This window comes from Bacillus sp. MMSF_3353 (genome assembly GCF_030733445.1).
In the GTDB taxonomy this organism is placed as follows: Bacteria; Bacillota; Bacilli; order Bacillales; family Bacillaceae_G; genus Bacillus_A; species Bacillus_A wiedmannii.
In genome coordinates this window covers 33,647-50,820 of the sequence record NZ_JASHJA010000006.1, presented here as the reverse complement: position 1 = coordinate 50,820, position 17,174 = coordinate 33,647, and the positions used below count along the sequence as shown (strand labels likewise).

Sequence of the window (17,174 nt, the reverse complement as noted above, 5' to 3'; positions counted from 1 at the left end):
TTTGCAAATGAATTTACAATCTCTCATAATAGGCGCTCTATCGTTTTTAGCTTCAACTCTTATTTTTTATACCGTTAGTTACGTATTATTATTAGATTTGTTGCCCAATCACGTATTTATTGCCCTTGTCATCCTTTCCGCTCTTATGATTTCTTTTCTTATTACACGAAAATCAATGAATGAGCCATCTGCAAAAGCAAAATAATAGAGAGGGGGTGTTTTCCCCTCTCTATTATCATTTCCTAGGAAAGGCCATATAAACTTTACTAATTACCTTCATCCCGATCTGTCAGGGCTAATTAAAGTTTCATTTTATCTTTGTAAATCCATTTTTTCACCATACTCTTTAACAATTTGAATGATATTTTGAAAAACACCTATTTTTTCTTTTTTGCTATTTAATATTTTCAAATCATAATTTTCATAATATGTTTCTAATGACTTTAATTGTGATTCTGAAGCATCTTTTACCGGAACAGTAGCATGCAATTCATATTGTTTATACCCTTCCTTTACATTTTCACCTGAAATTTTTTCACTCTCTTTTGCTCCAATTAATTTTTGAACTTTTTCTGGGAAAACGACTTGTAAATAATACTCTTGTTCCTTCTCTAACTTGTTGTATAGTGATTGTGAAATCGTATACCGCACCGTATAATTCACTTTTTGATCGCCTGCTTTAATATGAAACGCAGTAATCTGCAAATCTTTTTTTGTTACATCCGTTAAAGGACCTACCTGCATCTCGTCTTCTTTTTGTTCTGAAACATTTGGAAATATAGCCAAAAGCTTTTCCGTATCTTTTTTATTCAGCATATACATAGCTTTCTTATATTGTACCCATCCTCGTCTGTCTTCTCCTCTTAGCCACGCATAATATGTTTCTTTTTTTCCATCCCTATTAATTTGTATTTCATATTCCGGTTCACCAAAACTACCTGTTACTTCTTGTTTTTCCGCTTTATCTATAATGTCTATTACTAACTTAGCTTCTGATTCCTGTAACTTTTTCTCTTTATGTTTTTTTTGTATAACGGTTACCCCTATCGTTTCTTTCACTTCATTCACCGTCTCTTCCACTTTTTTTGTTTCTTTTTTTTGCTCTACTTGACCACAAGATGCTAGTAACGTAGCAAATAACAACAATACATATTTCCTTTTCAACTTAATCCTCCTTTTACAATAAGAAATTCTTATACTCTTCATATAAAAAACAAAAACGTGAAACACTATAAAATACGCTATACTAAGTATTGAAAGGAGGTCTTTTTCATGTCCATTAATTTTCACGATGCAAATAATAAATACACATACGCACAGCGAAACGCCCATATTTCTTGGGGAGAAATGATAAAAAGTATTACAAATATACAAAACAAGCAAATAATTGATATCGGCTGTGGTGGCGGGATTTATACGAAAGAACTTGCTCTTATGGGGGCCAAAAATGTCATTGGACTTGATTTTTCAAAAGAAATATTACAAGCTGCAAAAGAAAATTGTAGCGGCTTTCCAAATATTTCATTCATTCACGGTGATGCACATAACGTCCCATATCCTAATGATACATTCGACATTGTTATTTCGCGCGCAGTGATTCATCATTTACTAGACATTCCTACATTTTTACGTGAAGCTTCTCGTATATTAAAGAAAAACGGTGTACTTATTGTACAAGACCGAACTATTGAAGATTGTACAATTCCTGGAAGCCCCGAACACATTCGTGGATATTTTTTCTCTACCTTTCCAAAACTCATTGAAATAGAATCAAAAAGGCGGCCAAAAACCACCACGATACAGCAAGAATTACAAAAATATTTTCTTCACGTATTCCCCTCTCAAACACAATGGGAAGTACGAAAAATACATGATTCTGTAGAAGCATTGCTACAAGATTTATCACCTCGAACAGGTCGATCCATTCTATATGAATTAACAGATCATGAACTTTCTCAACTTCTACAACAGGTCCAGACCGCATTACAAAGCATCTCTCCTATTATCGAAAGAGATCGGTGGACAATTTGGAGCGCCATGAAATTGTAAGGAAGGAAGCCTCACAACATAATGTGAGGCTTCCTTCTTTCATAATCTAATTTTGCAACACTCTTGATATCCTCCACTTCTGGCCTGTGCACTTCCACACTTCGGACATACTAAATATCTAGACTGATTTGTCAACAAACTACCTTTTTGAAAGAGTAAAACTTCTGCTTGTTTAAACGAACGCGAATAATATAACCACATAAAACCAATTATAGCAATAATGCCAAATAATACTCCCATCGCAAGCATTCCAGTCACCTCTTTTGGTTTGTTCTTTCCAGCAAGTGGATTGTTGTATTATTCTCTGTAAATTCAAACAATACCTTCTTTACTGCTATAAATATCAACTTTCTTTATAAGTTTTACAATTCTCTACAAATTTTTACTCCCATTTTACAATTCACCATTCCCTTTACAACAACGAATATCACATTCAATATTTCTATATATAAATATATCTTTCAAAAAAATGTTGACTTTCAAAAAAAAACATGTGACAATACTGTCAGAATACTTGAATAAAAATTCATTGACGAGAACGAGTACGTTATAGGACTGTCCCCCAGAGAGTTGGCGATTTGCTGAAAGCCAACGTTCAGTGCGTAACCGAAAATCATCTCCGAGAAGTAGAACCGAATGTTACAGTAAGTTCTTACCGGCTGTCCCCCGTTACAAGGAACACGTATCATGTTGTACGTTGTAAAGCCGTATACATATAGACTCATTTCTACATGTATAAATTAGGGTGGTATCGCGGGTAAATATAACTCGTCCCTTTCTTTAGGGACGAGTTTTTTGTGTTCTTACAAATGAATTTAAAAAAGGAGGAAAAACAATGAACACTGTATCAAAAAAACATATTTTTTTCACGGGTCTTATGCTATTTTCTTTATTTTTTGGGGCAGGTAATTTAATTTTCCCTCCCATGCTTGGACAAAATGCAGGTGAAAACTTTTGGCCGGCAATGATTGGATTTTTACTAACAGGAGTCGGTTTACCATTATTAACTGTTATTGCAATTTCTTTATCAGGAAACGGCATGCAACAACTCGCAAGTCATGTTCACCCATTATTCGGAATTTTCTTTACTGTAGTTGTATATATCGCAATCGGTCCTTCTATGGGAATTCCACGCGTTGCAAATGTCGCTTATGAAATGGGTGTTAGTTCTTTCTTACCAGAAACAATTCGTTCTAGTAACCTAGCACTATTTTTATACACAGTCGTCTTCTTCGCTATCGTATTTTGGCTTAGTTTAAATCCATCTAAACTTGTCGATCGCATCGGAAATATTTTAACACCTATTTTATTACTCTCTATTTTCTTACTATTTGTTAAAAGTGTATTTACACCACTCGGGCAATCAGGACCAGCAATGCAAGAGTATCAAACTTCTCCAATCTTCAAAGGTTTTATGGAAGGATACTTAACGATGGATACCATTTCTGCGCTTGCATTTGGAATTATCGTTGTAAATGCCATTCGCTCTAAAGGTGTGAAGGATCGTAAATCCATTGCCATCGCAACAGCGAAAGCAGGACTTATTGCCGCTACTGGTCTCGTACTTGTATATGGTGCACTTGGCTGGCTCGGTGCAACTAGCGTCTCGCTCGGATATGCACAAAATGGCGGAAAATTACTTACTGTTATCGTACAGCAATTATTCGGTCCATACGGTTTACTTCTATTATCTCTAATCGTTACACTCGCTTGTCTAACAACTTGTGTTGGACTTGTATCTGCGTGTAGTCAATATTTCTCAACATTATTGACTAAATTTTCATACAAAATGTTCGCGAGTATCATTTGTGCATTAGGATTATTAGTTGCCAACTTAGGTTTAACGAAAATTATTGCCATCTCTGTTCCAATTCTACTTGTTGTATATCCAGTTGCAATTGTACTCGTTCTACTATCGTTACTTCATAAATATTTCGGTGGATATCGCTCTGTTTATGTAGGTGCTTTAATTGGAGCAGCAATCGTAAGCGTATTTGACGGATTAAAACAAGGTGGCATTTCAGTTTCATTTATCACACCATATTTTGAATTTATCCCTTTATATAATGAAGGAATTGGCTGGCTAATACCAGCATTAGCCGGGGCTATTATCGGCCTTACAATCGCTAAGTTAAGCGGTGCGAAAAAAGTTCCCTTAATAACCGATTCCCGCGAAGTAAAAGCATCCTAAAAAACTCCCGAAAGGGAGTTTTTTTACTTTTGATAAGCAGTATGATTAAAACTGCTTATTTTATACGCTTTCGTATAATATTCGATATTTGTATCCACTGTTTCTACTTTGATAACATCGTAGCAATCTTCTTGCTTTACTAAAAATAAATAGTACTCTTCTGTCGCCTCAACAATTGCAATTTTATCTGTTTCAACATTATATTGTTCACAAAGCGCTTGTAATGCGTTCACATAATCCCCTAATTTTTTAGACTTATCCATGCCAAATATCGTTTGAACTAACATACACTCTCTCCCCTTTGTATGTACTGTTAACAACTTAATGATAACGCTTACATTTGTTAACGTCAATAAAAAGATTTGGCGTAAACTAATAATCAGCGGAGATACCCCCCACTGATTAAAGTTTCACTTTATCATTTCGTCAATTGATGTCTAAACGCATAAATAACTGCCTGTGTCCGGTCACTTACATTTAGCTTATTTAAAATATTACTCACATGTGTCTTTACTGTTTTAAGAGCAATAAACAATTCATCTGCAATCTCTTGATTACTTTTCCCCTCTGCAATTAATAACAAAATTTCAGACTCTCTTTCTGTTAACTCCTCATGCAAAGGTTGTTCTTTCTTCTGACGCATACGAGACATCATTTTACCAGTAACTTTTGGCTCTAATACAGTTTCTCCATCATAAGTAGCTCGTACAGCGTCTGCTATATCACTTGCTCTTGATGTTTTTAATAAATAACTTGTCGCTCCCGCCTCAATAACAGGGTACAATTTCTCATCATCTAAAAAGCTCGTTACAACTACAATTTTCGCTTCTGGCCATTCCTGAATAATAGCACGTGTTGCTTCAACCCCATCCATCTCGTCCATGACAAGGTCCATCAAAATAATATCTGGTCTTAATTGCAGTGCTAACTCTGAACCTTTTCTTCCATTTTCAGCTTCTCCAACTACTTCGATATCTGGCTGCGTTGATAAATATGCTGATACACCCATTCGAACCATTTCATGATCATCGACAAGTAACACTTTTATCATGATTCTCCCCCTCTCTCAATCATAATCGGTACTTTTACTTCTATTTGTGTCCCTTTAGCGGGGAAACTAAGTACTTTTAATGTCCCACCAATTTCATGAACACGCTCTTGCATTGATCTTAAACCATATGAACCAGCCTTATTCACTCCGACTTCAAATCCAACGCCATCATCAATAATTTTTAGAATTGCATATTGATCAATTTTCCGAAGACGTACTTCCGTTTTCTTCGCTTTCGCATGTCGTAAAGTATTGGATAAAGCTTCTTGCACAATACGAAATAAATGATCTTCTACACCTTTTTTCAATTCTATTGGCTCGATTAGCCATTCAATTTTCATATGTTGCTTTCGCGATAATTCCGTCAATAATTCCTCTATACCTTGTGTCAGTTTCTTACCTTCTAATTGTACAGGCCGTAAATGAAGAAGCAACGCTCTCATTTCTGATTGTGCATTTACAACCATATTTTCAACGAGCTGCAACTGCTTTTTTGTCGTTTCTGGAATTTCAGCTACTTGTTCATTAATAGCCGACATCATCATCGACATTGCAAAAAGCTGCTGACTTACAGAATCATGCAGCTCCCTCGCCAATCGATGCCTTTCTTGAGATATCGCTTCTTGTCTCATCTCTTCATTCCAATGAGCTCGTTCATTCGTTACTTTTTGAAAGAGTCCAGCTTGCTCCTCTAATCGACGAGCAAGACCGATTACTTTTCGTTCTACTTCATGAAATTCATCATCTGCAGTAAACGAAACATCACTCGGAAAATTCCCTCGCTCCACTTCAAATAGAAAAGTATTTAATCCTTGTATACGCTGCTCTATATAGTAACCGATTGCATATCCTACAATTCCCCCGATAAGTAAACTTGTAGTCATAATAAACAAGCCAATTGGAACAGAAGCGATGGATTCCTTCCATAATAAATCATACACTTGTTGCTCGCTTTTCCATACATATACAATTGTACAAATGAGTGCAATACTAACAGAAGACAACATAGAATAACGAATATACATCCACGAAATATTTTTTTGTTTCTTCATTATACTTTCCTCACTTCCGTATCGCCTACGACAAGCGAAGAAATAATTTTAATACGACGAGGCGCTTCTTTATACTGCTCTGTTCTAAATGTAACATTGCGATTAAATCCTGTCTCTTCATGTCCTGGCAGGAGTACACGTCCGACAATAACAGAATGATTTAAAGACAATTCAATATCATATGGCACATATAAACGAATATTACCAACGACACCTCGGATAACAATTACCGTTTCTCCTTCTGGAATCATAGCAGTTGTTAAATCTATTTCCACATCACAAGCACCATATTGAACATTAATATCCTCAAGTTCATAAATATGATCCATCATTCGTATATTCCCTACAAACATATTTTTTAAATAAGGTTCTGTACGATATATTTGCTTCTCTTCGTCTATAATCCCTTTTTCTTTAATTTCAACCTTCATTGCTTTTTGCTGATGTCCTTGTTGAATCAGTTGATAACCAATTAAAGCTAAACAAGCAAATACGACAAGAACAAATGCTGCTGATGAAAATAAGAAGAATAAAAATACGATACCACCAACAAATAAAAAGACATTTCCCCTTACATAACGATTCTTCTTACGATAATGCCTTCCAAACATAAGCATAATAAATGCAAAAATGAGACCACCTGGTTCAAAATGTCCAAGTATCATATCAAGAAAAAGACCGAATCCAAATATGATGAGGAGCATCCCCATTAATTGTGTTTTTGAAAATTGTTTCTTCATTTCAGCTCCCCCCTTCTTGTTACATATACATAGAAGAAAAGGCATTGCTTTCCAACACCTTTTCTCCTATCACTATATCATAAGCCTGTTTTATAATATACTACTATTATTTTGTTAACTCTTTCGTTAACGATACATCATTCTTCTCTTTCATTTCACGCTCAAGCTTTGCAATCTTCATATCAAATGTGTCACGTTCATGCTCCTCATTTATACGAGATTCTAAGTCGCGAATATGATCTTCAATTTCCTCAAAGCGTAAGAACGGATTATTTTCATCCATTTTATGCATCGCTGTATTCATACGACGATTTGCATGTGCCATATTTTCACGTGCCATTAATTCCATACGTTTTGCGTGCATTTCTTTTAATTTATTTTTCATCTCAGCAAGACGACGCTCTAACTCATCAATTTGATCTACAACACCTGCATACATTTCTTCTAATCGAGTTACTTGCCCTTCATAATACGCTACTTCTTCTAGCGCACGCTCATGTAGCTGTAATTCGCCTGCTTCTTGAGCGACGATCGCTTGCTTTGATCTTTTATTAACGAAATAACGTGCTTGCTCAAGCTCACGAGCGAAATTAGATTTTAATGTTTTGTGGCGCTCAATTAACTTCTCAATTTTTGTTATTTCACGCTCACTATCGCGTAAATATTGGTTTAACATCGCGATTGGATTTTTTCTTTCTTTCTCATCTAACACATTATGAAAATCTGCTAAAATTGCATCGCGTACACGTCCGAATAAAGATTGTTTCATTATAATCTTCCTCTCTTCTACTTTATCAATTTGATTTGGTTTTTATTAATTTTTTATTAGTTTTTCATTAACTTGTTCCACTCATCTTCAAAGTTGCTATATGGTTTAGAACTTTCTGGTGCAGAATCAACAACTACATTTTTTTCTTTTTTCCACTCACGGTATCCGTAGTATAAAACTACTAATGCTGCGATACCGATTAATGCTGGGGAATGAGAAAGGGCGATGGACAAGCCGATCAAACCAACAATACCCCAAGCTAACTTTCCAAAAAATGATTGTGCTCGCACAAATGATTTATAGCTCCAGTACACAACTCCTGCTCCAATTGCGAATCCTATAATACCAGCAAGACTGCCAAGAGCAATTAAAGCTAAAATACCAGCCGCGATAAACGCTAGAAATTGTTTCATCTTGTGCTTGCCTCCCTTCGATTTGATACTCTTATCTTAACTATTTTTTCACTTTTCCATAACGAGCTTAAGAACCGTTTTCGACTCAGACTTAAGACTGAGTTGCATTCAGCCTTTTGTAAAAATATGCGGTAGGATAGGATGATTCACTCTTTTATCGCACATAAAAAGCCGTACAGAGAACATTCTCTGTACGGCTTTCATTACTATTCATAAACTTCATTTTAAATTATGCTGTTTTGTGATACTCTTTCTTTCCCGCTACTTTAGAAAACCTCGGGAAACCAATTAATATAGAAATAATTCCACATACTCCAACTAAGATAGGATAAAACGCATATGGTAACAATTCAATCGGAGATAACGCCGCAAATCCTGCTGCCGTTAACATTTGCGCACCATACGGAATTAACCCTTGCACACAACATGAGAAAAGATCTAATACACTCGCTGATTTACGAGGATCAATTTCATATTGATCTGCAATGTTTTTCGCAAGTGGACCTGTAAAAATAATAGAAATCGTATTATTCGCTGTACACATATTCGTCATACTCACTAAGCCAGCGATACCGAACTCTGCTCCTTTTTTCGAACGAATGTTACGAGTTAAAATATTCATTAAATATTGAATACCACCATTATATTGAATCAGTTCGACCATACCACCAATTAAAATAGCAAGTAATACTAACTCCATCATACCGCCCATTCCAGTCGTTACACTTTTAAAGAAACTCTCTAACGTGTAACTCCCATCTAAAAGACCTATAACGCCGGATAGTACAGTTCCACCAGTTAACACAATAAGTACATTCCAACCAAGCAATGCTGTAATAAGTACTCCTGCATACGGTAAAATCTTTATCCAGTCAAAGCTATGCGCTTTAATCTGCGTGTCACTTCCTAAAGTAACGATTACTAATAGTACAACTGTAATAATAGCTGCTGGTAATACAATTAAAAAGTTCGTTTTAAACTTATCTTTCATTTCTGTTCCTTGTGAACGTACAGCTGCGATTGTTGTATCTGAAATAAATGATAAATTATCCCCAAACATCGCCCCACCAACAACAGTAGCTATCGTAAGTGCAATAGAGATATCAGTTTGCCCACTAATACCTACAGCAATTGGTGCTAATGCAGCAATTGTTCCCATTGAAGTTCCCATCGCTAATGAAATAAATGCCCCTATAACAAAAATTCCAGCTACGATAAATCCTTGCGGTAAAATGGATAACGCTAAATTAACTGTAGAATCAACGCCGCCCATCCCTTTTGCTGTTTCAGAAAATGCTCCTGCAAGTACAAAAATCAGAACCATAATCATAATATCCGGGTTCCCTGCACCTTTAGCAAATCGTTCTACTTTTACATTAAAACTTTCTTTACGATTCATTGCTAAAGCGACTCCTACAGCAATTGAAATTGCTACAAGTATCGGCAATTTATAGAAATCACCTGTAATAATTCCAGAACCAATAAATAGCGCCAAAAATATCCCAAGTGGTAATAAAGCCAAACCATTTCCTCTCGTTTCTTTCAAAGTACCATCTCTCCCTAGTTTCAACCTTTTTCTAATGAATAACAAAAGACCTCTTCCAATGAGAAGAGGTCTTATACATCTATAAGGAACGCTCTTCTCATCTTTCAAGCACATGCTTGCTGGATTTGGCACAGCACTCTGAAATCGAGTCCGCTGCCGAGGCATCGTAGGGCCAGTCCCTCCGCCTCTCTTTATAAGAAGGTTTCATATTTATTTTTTAATAATAATTTCTTCCCTAACTTTACTCGCTTACAAAACAAAAGTCAATTATTTTTTGTATAGATTTTTTTGGTAATTATACAAAAATTTGAATACAACAATCATTTTAACTTTTTGATTTCTTCTTCCAATATTGAAATCCAATAAAATTCACTATTTTTTATTGCATCTATTATCCATTTCGTAGTGTACCAAGCTAACTCATACTCTTCTTTTGTAACATCGTCACTTTTATAAGCATCCTCTAGCTCATCTTCATCCAATATATACATTTTACCGTTCGGTAATAACACTACATCTAAATATAAATCATCAAAATACGGTAAACCACGGTCGTCAATTTTATATTCTTTCGCCACATCGATATAATATTGCACTAATTTTTTCTGATCATCTAACATAGCTGTAATCGCAAAGTTTTTCCCGTCTATGAAATATTGAATCCACGTATATTGATTCCCTGCGATACAAAGTTCTTTACTATCATATTCTTTACAACTAGGTTCTCTTACCTTTTTTATTTCTAATATTCCTAGCATTCCTTCTTCCACTTGCTTAACCGTATAATCCTTCTCTATTAGTCGCTTCCACGAAGAACCGTCACCATATTTACGTTTCATTACGTCCGCTCCCCTTCTATATAGAAAAGCCCCCACATATTATGTGAGAGCTTGTTCAAATTATAATTAAGCTGCTTGACCTTTTTCAGAAATCTCTTTCAAATAAGCTTGTCCTTTTTCAGCGTCATATTGACCTTCCCACTTAGACATAACTACAGCTGCTAAAGAGTTTCCTACAACGTTAACTGCTGTACGAGCCATATCTAAAATACGGTCAATACCAGCGATAAAGGCTAAACCTTCAGCTGGAATACCTACTGTACCAAGTGTTGCTAATAATACAACGAATGATACGCCCGGTACACCCGCAATACCTTTTGATGTAACCATTAATACAAGTAATAATGTAATTTGTTGTGTAATGGATAATTCAATACCGTACATTTGCGCTAAGAAAATTGCTGCAATTGCTTGATATAAAGTTGATCCATCTAAGTTAAATGAATAACCTGTCGGAATAACGAAAGATGTAATTGCTTTCGGACAACCGAATTTCTCCATTTTCTCCATGATTTTTGGTAAAACTGTTTCTGAACTTGCTGTAGAATATGCTAAGATCAGCTCGTCTTTTAAAATCTTAAAGAATTGGAAAATGTTAATTCCAAATAGTTTCGCTGTAAGTCCTAGTATGACTACAACGAAGAAAATCATCGCACCATATACAACTATGACTAATTTCCCTAATGGAATTAATGAAGATAAACCAAACGTCGAAACTGTTACACCAATTAATGCGAATACACCAAACGGTGCAAATTTCATAACTTGGTTAGTCACGTAAAACATCGCATCTGCTACACCTTGGAAAAATTGAAGAACCGGTCTTCCTCTTTCACCAATCGCCGCAACTCCTAAACCAAATAGTACAGAGAAGAAGATAATCGCAAGCATATCGCCCTCAACCAATGATTTCATAATATTCGTTGGAACGATATTCACAAATGTATCTGCAAACGAATGACTTTGTACTTGAGCTGTTGTTTCTGCATATTTAGAAATATCAGTCTTTGTTAATTGATCCATATTCACGCCTTTTCCTGGTTGGAAAATATTCGCTACCAGTAGACCAACAACAATTGCAATTGTTGTAATAATTTCAAAATAAAGAATTGTTTTCCCGCCTAATCGGCCTAGTTTTTTAACATCGCCAACACCAGCAACTCCAACAACAATACTTGCTACAACAATCGGCACAACGATCATTTTAATTAATCGGATAAAAATATCACCAATTGGTTTTAGGTACCCTACAACTGTGCTATCGCCATAAAAAATTGCCCCCACCGCGATACCTAGGGCAAGTCCAATTAAAATTTGCCATGCAAGTCCTATTCTTTTCATATTTGTTGTAACCCCCTCTTCGATGTGTCACTCTACCTCTCATTCTATATCTATAAAACTTGAAATTAAGAGTATTACATATTATTCGACAATTCACTACATTTTGTCCCTGTTAAAAATCATAAATCAAAAAATTAAATCTGACAACAAAATAACTTTTCCTGAACACAAATAATTTTCTTGACAAAAATAAAACCCATGTCAGAAAACCTAACATGAGAACGATTCCTCACTAGTATTTTAGTGGGTTTTCAACTTGAATTTCACTATATAAAATCATGATTTTTTCCCTTTATTTTACAGATAAAATCTAGAATACACCTTTGTTGCACAAACTAAAAAAGTAAAATCACCATTACAAATACTGTTGAAAAATGATAAATTCCGACAAAACTTAGCAACTTTATAAAATTTTCTTTACATTATGGTTACAACGATAGACACTCTTCTTCTTATGATATATAACATTCATAGGGAAAGGAGCCAGACAACCATGAAAAAGAAATTTGCAGCGTTTAGTGTTTTAGCAGCAGGAACACTTTTTGTTTCTCCGTTACTTTCACCCGTATACGCTGAAACGAATCAAGATAAATTATCTAATATTCAATCTGAATTAGAAGGAAAACAAAATGACTTACAAAATAAATCAGTTGAGAAAGAACAAATAGAAAAAGAAATTCAAGAATTACAAAAGAAAATCGACGATTTAACTACTTCTATTAATAAAAACGAAGCTGAATTAAACGATACAAAAAAAGAAATTAGTAAAACACAACAAATAATTACTGAAAAAAAGAAACATATAGAGCAATTACAAACAAACATAGATACGCGTCAGGAAGTTATTAAACAACGTTTACAATCTATGCAAGAAAAACCTCGTACAAACATCATCACAGAGGTATTAACAAATTCTACAAACATTGCTGATCTTGTTGATAATATGTACTCTGTAAGTTTAATTTTAAACAATGATACAGATATTGTTAAAAAGCAAACAACTGACCAAAATGCTGTGACGAAAGAAAAAGAGGCTGTTGAGAAAAAAGAGCAACAACTGAAAGAATCCGAGCAAAAATTAGAACAAAAACAGCAAGAATTACAAAATAACCAACAACAGCAGCAAACCTTTATTAGCGATCTACATACGAAAGTAGCAAAAGTAGATTCAGAGATTGAAGGATTAGAAGAATCTAAAGGCATTTTAGAAAATCAGCGTCAAGCTGTTCAAAAAGCAATTGAAGAAGAAAAACGTGCCGAAGAGGCTCGTAAAGCTGAAGAAGCTCGCAAGGCAGAAGAAGCTCGTAAACAAGCCACTACATCTGCTCAAACAGCTCAAGCAGCTCCAACACCACACGATACAAATATTGGCGGGTTTATTAAGCCAGCAGCTGGATCAAAAACTTCTGGGTTTGGCGTGCGCTCTATAGATAACCATAAAGGAATCGATATCGCAGCCTCAGGAACCGTTCCAATTATTGCCGCTGCTGATGGTGTTGTTATTCGCTCAGAATTATCATCTAGTTACGGAAACGTTGTGTACTTATCTCACCGTATAAACGGAAAAACATATACGACAGTATATGCTCATATGAGTAGCCGTTCTGTATCAAATGGACAAACTGTAAAACAAGGCACTCAACTTGGATTCATGGGAAATACTGGCCAATCATACGGGCAGCATTTACACTTCGAACTTCACCTTGGAGAATGGAATGTCGGTAAGACAAACGCAGTGGATCCATCTCCTTATATCGGATTATAAAAAAAACTCGGTTCATACCGAGTTTTTTTATTTCCACTTCACACACTATAGGCATTCCACATAGACTACAACTAAATGCCCATATCTTACGAGGTGAATCATATGAATACACAATTACAACAGAAAATAGAAGAAGCTAGAGAAACTTACATTGGCCGGTTATTTACATTTGGCGGCTCAGCATTATTTTTAATCGGATCATTCATTGCAGTCGTCACAGCCTATAAAGCGTATAATCGTTTATTGAATACACCTACAACATAATAAAAAGACGGAGAAATCTCCGTCTTTTTATTATGCAAACATTTTAAATACGCCTATCGCATTTAAAAATACAATAATTACCGTTACTGGAATAACATAACGAAGCAAGAAGAACCAAATATTAAATAATGTTTTCCCTTTCGTTTCCGTAACTTCTAATTCTTTCATTAACATTTCTTTACTCATTTTATTTGGTACGAATAGCGAAATGGCTAGTACTCCGAGCGGCAGTAATACATTACTTACCGAAAAATCGACGAAATCAAAGAATGTCTTACCAAATATTTTCACATCACTCATAATTCCAAACGATAATGCTGACGGGATTCCAACTGCAAAAATAAGAATACCAATTAATAATGATGCTGACGGACGCTTTTTCTCATTATCTTTCGCAACAGATGCTACTACAATTTCAAGCATGGAAATCGCAGATGTTAAAGTTGCAAAGAAAAATAAAACTAAAAACATAATGAAGAAAAATTGTCCAAATGGTATTTTCGCAAATACTGCTGGAAGGACGATAAACAGTAGTCCTGGTCCTTCAGTCGGCTTAACGCCTAATGCGAAAATCGCCGGGAAAATTGCTAATCCTGCAAGTACTGTAATAAAAACAGTTAAACTTACAATAGACGTTGCTGATTTAGCTAAATGTTCTTCTTTCTTCAAGTACGAACTATACGTGACCATTACTGAGGCACCTACTGTTAGCGAGAAGAACGATTGTCCCATCGCGTATAAAATCGTATCTGCTGTCAGCTTTGAAAAATCTGGTTTCAAAAAGAACTCTACCCCAGCAAAAGCACCATCGAGTGTTAACGCACGAATAATGATTGCAATAAACAAAATAAATAATAGTGGCATCATATACTTACTTGCCTTTTCTATTCCCTTCTCTACACCTTTACTTACTACAAAAATAGTACAAAGCATAAAGATAAATTGCGCTCCAATCGCACTTACTGGATTTGAAATCGTTTCACCAAATAATTTTCCATAATCAACAACACCATTCCAAAAGCTTCCTGTAACACTATAGTATAAGTACAGTAAAATCCATCCACCTACGACACTATAGAAAGAGAGTACACTAAAACAAGTTACAACTCCCATACGACCAATCCAAGGATATAATTTACTATTTGGTACTAGTACTTTATAAGCTGTAACTGCCTCTTTTTGGGTGCTACGTCCAATGACAAATTCCGCTATTAGAAGAGGCATACCTATAAATAAAGTTAATAGTAAAAATACAAGGAAGAATGCGCCTCCCCCACCATTACCTGCAACATATGGAAATTTCCATATGGCACCAAGACCTACTGCGGCTCCGGCTGCTGCGAGTACAAAGCCTATTTTCGACGTCCATTGCTGTGTTTCTTTCATCATAAATTCTCCTTTTCTGAATATTTAAACTTTTGTTAATTATACACTTTCATTTCATACTCGCACACCTCCTTTAGAAAATAAAAAAGTCCCCTACACGCAAATATGCATGTAGAGGACGATATATGTAATGTAAATACCGTGGTACCACCTCAATTGGATTGATAAATCCCACTTGTTCAAGTACAGGAAAATTCCGATACTCTATCCTTTTAACGGCGGAACCCGGGTTGCCTACTACAATGTTCAACATACCTCTCGCAAGCCCATTCTGTATATTTTATCGTACCGGGCTCACACCTTCCCCCAGCTCTCTGAACGTATCAAATATACATACTCTTCTTGCTCATCGATTTCATCTATTGAAGTTACTTGTGATTATAAATTATATTTTTATAGTTGTAAAGTACAATTTATTCATTATCCTATATGAACTCTTCTCTCTAATTCTTGTAAAAACAATTCTCTTTTTTGTTCATTTTGAACATATACCGACTTTAATACTTCTTGCAACAATATATTTCTCTCTCTTTTCTCTATTTGTAGTTCTTTCACTTTTATTCTAACTTCGGATAAAAAATCAAGATACGATTCATACGCCTCATCATATTTATTTGCAATATCATCACGAATTTTTTTTGCAAGTTTCGGACTCGCTCCTCCGGTAGAAACAGCCACATTCAATAATCCACGATGAATTGCCGCTGGAAAATGAACATTACCACTTTCCGGGTTCGTAATAACATTTACTAACTGATTTTCTGCGCTATCTTCAGCAACTTGTTCATTTAATACGGCATCACTACTCGCTGCAACGACTAAAAAAGCACCTTTAATGTCACTTTTTTCATACTCCCTTTGATACCAACGAATTTTCTTTTCTTCCACAAGTTTCACTAAATTCGCATCCAATTCAGGACTTACCACAACTATATCCGCACCTTGTTTTAGTAAAGGAATAATTTTGAATCCCGCGACTTTTCCTCCACCAATGACAACAATACGTTTCTTCTCAACTCGCACTGTAAGTGGATACATATTGATCTCCCTTCAATAATTTCTTCGTTTTCTGAATTAACATATATTGAAATGCTTCATTCTTTCCTAAATACGGACTTATTTTTATCTCATCCAACTCATATTGGCGCACTTCTTTTTCAATATGTTTCATAAGTAAACCTGTAAATAATAAGTAAGGCAGTACAACGATATTCTTTTCTTTTCGTTCAACAACTTCCTTTAACTTCTCCTCAAATTTCGGCTCGGCAGCCGCTAAATAACAAACCTCTACTTTTTTAATTTTCTCTTCATGTTGAAATAAAGAAGCAATCCAGTTTATATCTCTTAATACTTCAGGATCACTACTCCCTCTTGCTACGAGAAGTAGCGTCACTTCATTCTTATCTTCCTGTTCAATGCCACTTCCACTATACACCGATTTCACAAGTGTTTCTGATACACCAAACGGGTTACCGTAGGTCACTTTAACATTCGAAAATTGATTATTTAACTTTTCCAATTCAAACGGTATATCTTTTTTCACATGACCTGCCGCTAATAAAAAAACTGGAATAACAATAATCTCTGTAGCACCACGCTTCACACATGTACGGAACCCTTCCTTAATCGTTGGGCTCGCTAACTCTAAAAAACAAACTTCTTGAATACTTGCCTCTACACGGTTCATGCATGACGTAATAAATGCAACCGCTTCTTCTTTAGCTGCTTTCAAACGACTTCCATGGCATATATATAAGATGGCTTTCAT

At 35.4% G+C, this 17,174-nt stretch carries 19 protein-coding genes, 1 riboswitch and 2 other annotated features; of the genes, 5 read left to right on the top strand and 14 right to left on the bottom strand.

Annotated features, from left to right (window positions below; all coding sequences use genetic code 11):
* Nucleotides 1–7 precede the first annotated feature (7 nt).
* Nucleotides 8–205, top strand: coding sequence for a hypothetical protein (locus tag RBB48_RS15685; RefSeq protein WP_001053356.1), 198 nt, complete (start codon nt 8–10; stop codon nt 203–205).
* Between the two features lie 107 nt (nt 206–312).
* Here the strand turns inward: RBB48_RS15685 and RBB48_RS15680 are convergent, their stop codons facing one another.
* Nucleotides 313–1,164, bottom strand: coding sequence for a YhfM domain-containing protein (locus RBB48_RS15680; RefSeq protein ID WP_097889747.1), 852 nt, complete (start codon nt 1,162–1,164; stop codon nt 313–315).
* A 108-nt stretch (nt 1,165–1,272) separates the two neighbouring features.
* Here RBB48_RS15680 and RBB48_RS15675 point away from each other — a divergent pair, with 108 nt between their 5' ends.
* The gene (locus tag RBB48_RS15675; RefSeq protein ID WP_306007841.1) at nt 1,273–2,049 is read left to right on the top strand and encodes a class I SAM-dependent methyltransferase; all 777 of its coding nucleotides are present in this window, start codon (nt 1,273–1,275) and stop codon (nt 2,047–2,049) included.
* Nucleotides 2,050–2,088: 39 nt separating this feature from the next.
* Here the strand turns inward: RBB48_RS15675 and RBB48_RS15670 are convergent, their stop codons facing one another.
* Entirely contained in the window at nt 2,089–2,298 is a 210-nt protein-coding gene (locus RBB48_RS15670; RefSeq protein WP_000880630.1) for a hypothetical protein, read from the bottom strand.
* Between the two features lie 271 nt (nt 2,299–2,569).
* Nucleotides 2,570–2,828: a binding site (T-box leader), on the top strand.
* Nucleotides 2,829–2,884: 56 nt separating this feature from the next.
* Between RBB48_RS15670 and brnQ3 the strand changes: the two genes are divergently transcribed.
* A complete protein-coding gene (gene brnQ3 / locus RBB48_RS15665) occupies nt 2,885–4,240 on the top strand; it encodes a branched-chain amino acid transport system II carrier protein BrnQ3 (protein WP_088062677.1) in 1,356 nt (451 codons plus the stop codon).
* A gap of 23 nt (nt 4,241–4,263) precedes the next feature.
* Here brnQ3 and RBB48_RS15660 read toward each other — a convergent pair whose 3' ends face one another.
* From RBB48_RS15660 to gltP, 9 genes are all read right to left on the bottom strand, one after another.
* A complete protein-coding gene (locus RBB48_RS15660) occupies nt 4,264–4,560 on the bottom strand; it encodes a DUF3922 domain-containing protein (protein ID WP_131932946.1) in 297 nt (98 codons plus the stop codon).
* Nucleotides 4,561–4,658: 98 nt separating this feature from the next.
* Nucleotides 4,659–5,291 carry a response regulator gene (locus RBB48_RS15655; protein ID WP_000598709.1) on the bottom strand — a complete coding sequence of 211 codons (633 nt, stop codon included), beginning with the start codon at nt 5,289–5,291 and terminating at the stop codon, nt 4,659–4,661.
* Nucleotides 5,288–6,343, bottom strand: coding sequence for a sensor histidine kinase (locus tag RBB48_RS15650; protein WP_064476649.1), 1,056 nt, complete (start codon nt 6,341–6,343; stop codon nt 5,288–5,290). Before RBB48_RS15650 ends, RBB48_RS15655 begins: the two co-directional genes overlap by 4 nt.
* Entirely contained in the window at nt 6,343–7,083 is a 741-nt protein-coding gene (liaF, locus tag RBB48_RS15645) for a cell wall-active antibiotics response protein LiaF (protein ID WP_075308724.1), read from the bottom strand. Before liaF ends, RBB48_RS15650 begins: the two co-directional genes overlap by 1 nt.
* A gap of 106 nt (nt 7,084–7,189) precedes the next feature.
* Nucleotides 7,190–7,852 (bottom strand): PspA/IM30 family protein, encoded by a 663-nt coding sequence (locus RBB48_RS15640; protein ID WP_075308722.1) that lies wholly within the window; start codon nt 7,850–7,852, stop codon nt 7,190–7,192.
* A 56-nt stretch (nt 7,853–7,908) separates the two neighbouring features.
* On the bottom strand, nt 7,909–8,265 hold the full coding sequence (locus RBB48_RS15635) for a lmo0954 family membrane protein (RefSeq protein ID WP_000808634.1): 357 nt from the start codon (nt 8,263–8,265) through the stop codon (nt 7,909–7,911).
* 229 nt (nt 8,266–8,494) lie between these two features.
* Nucleotides 8,495–9,811, bottom strand: coding sequence for a Na+/H+ antiporter NhaC family protein (locus RBB48_RS15630; protein WP_306007840.1), 1,317 nt, complete (start codon nt 9,809–9,811; stop codon nt 8,495–8,497).
* Between the two features lie 94 nt (nt 9,812–9,905).
* Nucleotides 9,906–10,011: riboswitch (SAM riboswitch) on the bottom strand.
* 120 nt (nt 10,012–10,131) lie between these two features.
* Nucleotides 10,132–10,650, bottom strand: a complete 519-nt coding sequence (locus RBB48_RS15625; RefSeq protein WP_097908613.1) for a ribonuclease FAU-1 family protein — start codon at nt 10,648–10,650, stop codon at nt 10,132–10,134.
* Nucleotides 10,651–10,716: 66 nt separating this feature from the next.
* The gene (gene gltP / locus RBB48_RS15620) at nt 10,717–11,991 is read right to left on the bottom strand and encodes a glutamate/aspartate:proton symporter GltP (RefSeq protein ID WP_087985514.1); all 1,275 of its coding nucleotides are present in this window, start codon (nt 11,989–11,991) and stop codon (nt 10,717–10,719) included.
* A 493-nt stretch (nt 11,992–12,484) separates the two neighbouring features.
* Between gltP and RBB48_RS15615 the strand changes: the two genes are divergently transcribed.
* Both RBB48_RS15615 and RBB48_RS15610 read left to right on the top strand, forming a co-directional pair.
* A complete protein-coding gene (locus RBB48_RS15615; RefSeq protein WP_097889752.1) occupies nt 12,485–13,756 on the top strand; it encodes a murein hydrolase activator EnvC family protein in 1,272 nt (423 codons plus the stop codon).
* 102 nt (nt 13,757–13,858) lie between these two features.
* The gene (locus RBB48_RS15610) at nt 13,859–14,020 is read left to right on the top strand and encodes a hypothetical protein (protein ID WP_001096003.1); all 162 of its coding nucleotides are present in this window, start codon (nt 13,859–13,861) and stop codon (nt 14,018–14,020) included.
* Nucleotides 14,021–14,050: 30 nt separating this feature from the next.
* Here the strand turns inward: RBB48_RS15610 and RBB48_RS15605 are convergent, their stop codons facing one another.
* From RBB48_RS15605 to RBB48_RS15595, 3 genes are all read right to left on the bottom strand, one after another.
* A complete protein-coding gene (locus RBB48_RS15605) occupies nt 14,051–15,406 on the bottom strand; it encodes a sodium-dependent transporter (protein ID WP_046958187.1) in 1,356 nt (451 codons plus the stop codon).
* 111 nt (nt 15,407–15,517) lie between these two features.
* Nucleotides 15,518–15,765 (bottom strand) — a binding site (T-box leader).
* A gap of 61 nt (nt 15,766–15,826) precedes the next feature.
* Nucleotides 15,827–16,444, bottom strand: a complete 618-nt coding sequence (locus RBB48_RS15600; RefSeq protein WP_088062670.1) for an NAD(P)-binding protein — start codon at nt 16,442–16,444, stop codon at nt 15,827–15,829.
* Nucleotides 16,419–17,174, bottom strand: coding sequence for a sirohydrochlorin chelatase (locus tag RBB48_RS15595; RefSeq protein ID WP_088062668.1), 756 nt, complete (start codon nt 17,172–17,174; stop codon nt 16,419–16,421). Before RBB48_RS15595 ends, RBB48_RS15600 begins: the two co-directional genes overlap by 26 nt.

What these genes read in the sequence shown, in the direction of transcription:
- RBB48_RS15685 (WP_001053356.1), top strand. Translation starts at nt 8, where the DNA reads ATGAATTTACAATCTCTCATAATAGGCGCTCTATCGTTTTTAGCTTCA.
- RBB48_RS15675 (WP_306007841.1), top strand. Translation starts at nt 1,273, where the DNA reads ATGTCCATTAATTTTCACGATGCAAATAATAAATACACATACGCACAG.
- RBB48_RS15670 (WP_000880630.1), bottom strand. Translation starts at nt 2,298, where the DNA reads ATGCTTGCGATGGGAGTATTATTTGGCATTATTGCTATAATTGGTTTT.
- brnQ3 (WP_088062677.1), top strand. Translation starts at nt 2,885, where the DNA reads ATGAACACTGTATCAAAAAAACATATTTTTTTCACGGGTCTTATGCTA.
- RBB48_RS15655 (WP_000598709.1), bottom strand. Translation starts at nt 5,291, where the DNA reads ATGATAAAAGTGTTACTTGTCGATGATCATGAAATGGTTCGAATGGGT.
- RBB48_RS15650 (WP_064476649.1), bottom strand. Translation starts at nt 6,343, where the DNA reads ATGAAGAAACAAAAAAATATTTCGTGGATGTATATTCGTTATTCTATG.
- liaF (WP_075308724.1), bottom strand. Translation starts at nt 7,083, where the DNA reads ATGAAGAAACAATTTTCAAAAACACAATTAATGGGGATGCTCCTCATC.
- RBB48_RS15640 (WP_075308722.1), bottom strand. Translation starts at nt 7,852, where the DNA reads ATGAAACAATCTTTATTCGGACGTGTACGCGATGCAATTTTAGCAGAT.
- RBB48_RS15635 (WP_000808634.1), bottom strand. Translation starts at nt 8,265, where the DNA reads ATGAAACAATTTCTAGCGTTTATCGCGGCTGGTATTTTAGCTTTAATT.
- RBB48_RS15625 (WP_097908613.1), bottom strand. Translation starts at nt 10,650, where the DNA reads ATGAAACGTAAATATGGTGACGGTTCTTCGTGGAAGCGACTAATAGAG.
- gltP (WP_087985514.1), bottom strand. Translation starts at nt 11,991, where the DNA reads ATGAAAAGAATAGGACTTGCATGGCAAATTTTAATTGGACTTGCCCTA.
- RBB48_RS15615 (WP_097889752.1), top strand. Translation starts at nt 12,485, where the DNA reads ATGAAAAAGAAATTTGCAGCGTTTAGTGTTTTAGCAGCAGGAACACTT.
- RBB48_RS15610 (WP_001096003.1), top strand. Translation starts at nt 13,859, where the DNA reads ATGAATACACAATTACAACAGAAAATAGAAGAAGCTAGAGAAACTTAC.
- RBB48_RS15605 (WP_046958187.1), bottom strand. Translation starts at nt 15,406, where the DNA reads ATGAAAGAAACACAGCAATGGACGTCGAAAATAGGCTTTGTACTCGCA.
- RBB48_RS15600 (WP_088062670.1), bottom strand. Translation starts at nt 16,444, where the DNA reads ATGTATCCACTTACAGTGCGAGTTGAGAAGAAACGTATTGTTGTCATT.
- RBB48_RS15595 (WP_088062668.1), bottom strand. Translation starts at nt 17,174, where the DNA reads ATGAAAGCCATCTTATATATATGCCATGGAAGTCGTTTGAAAGCAGCT.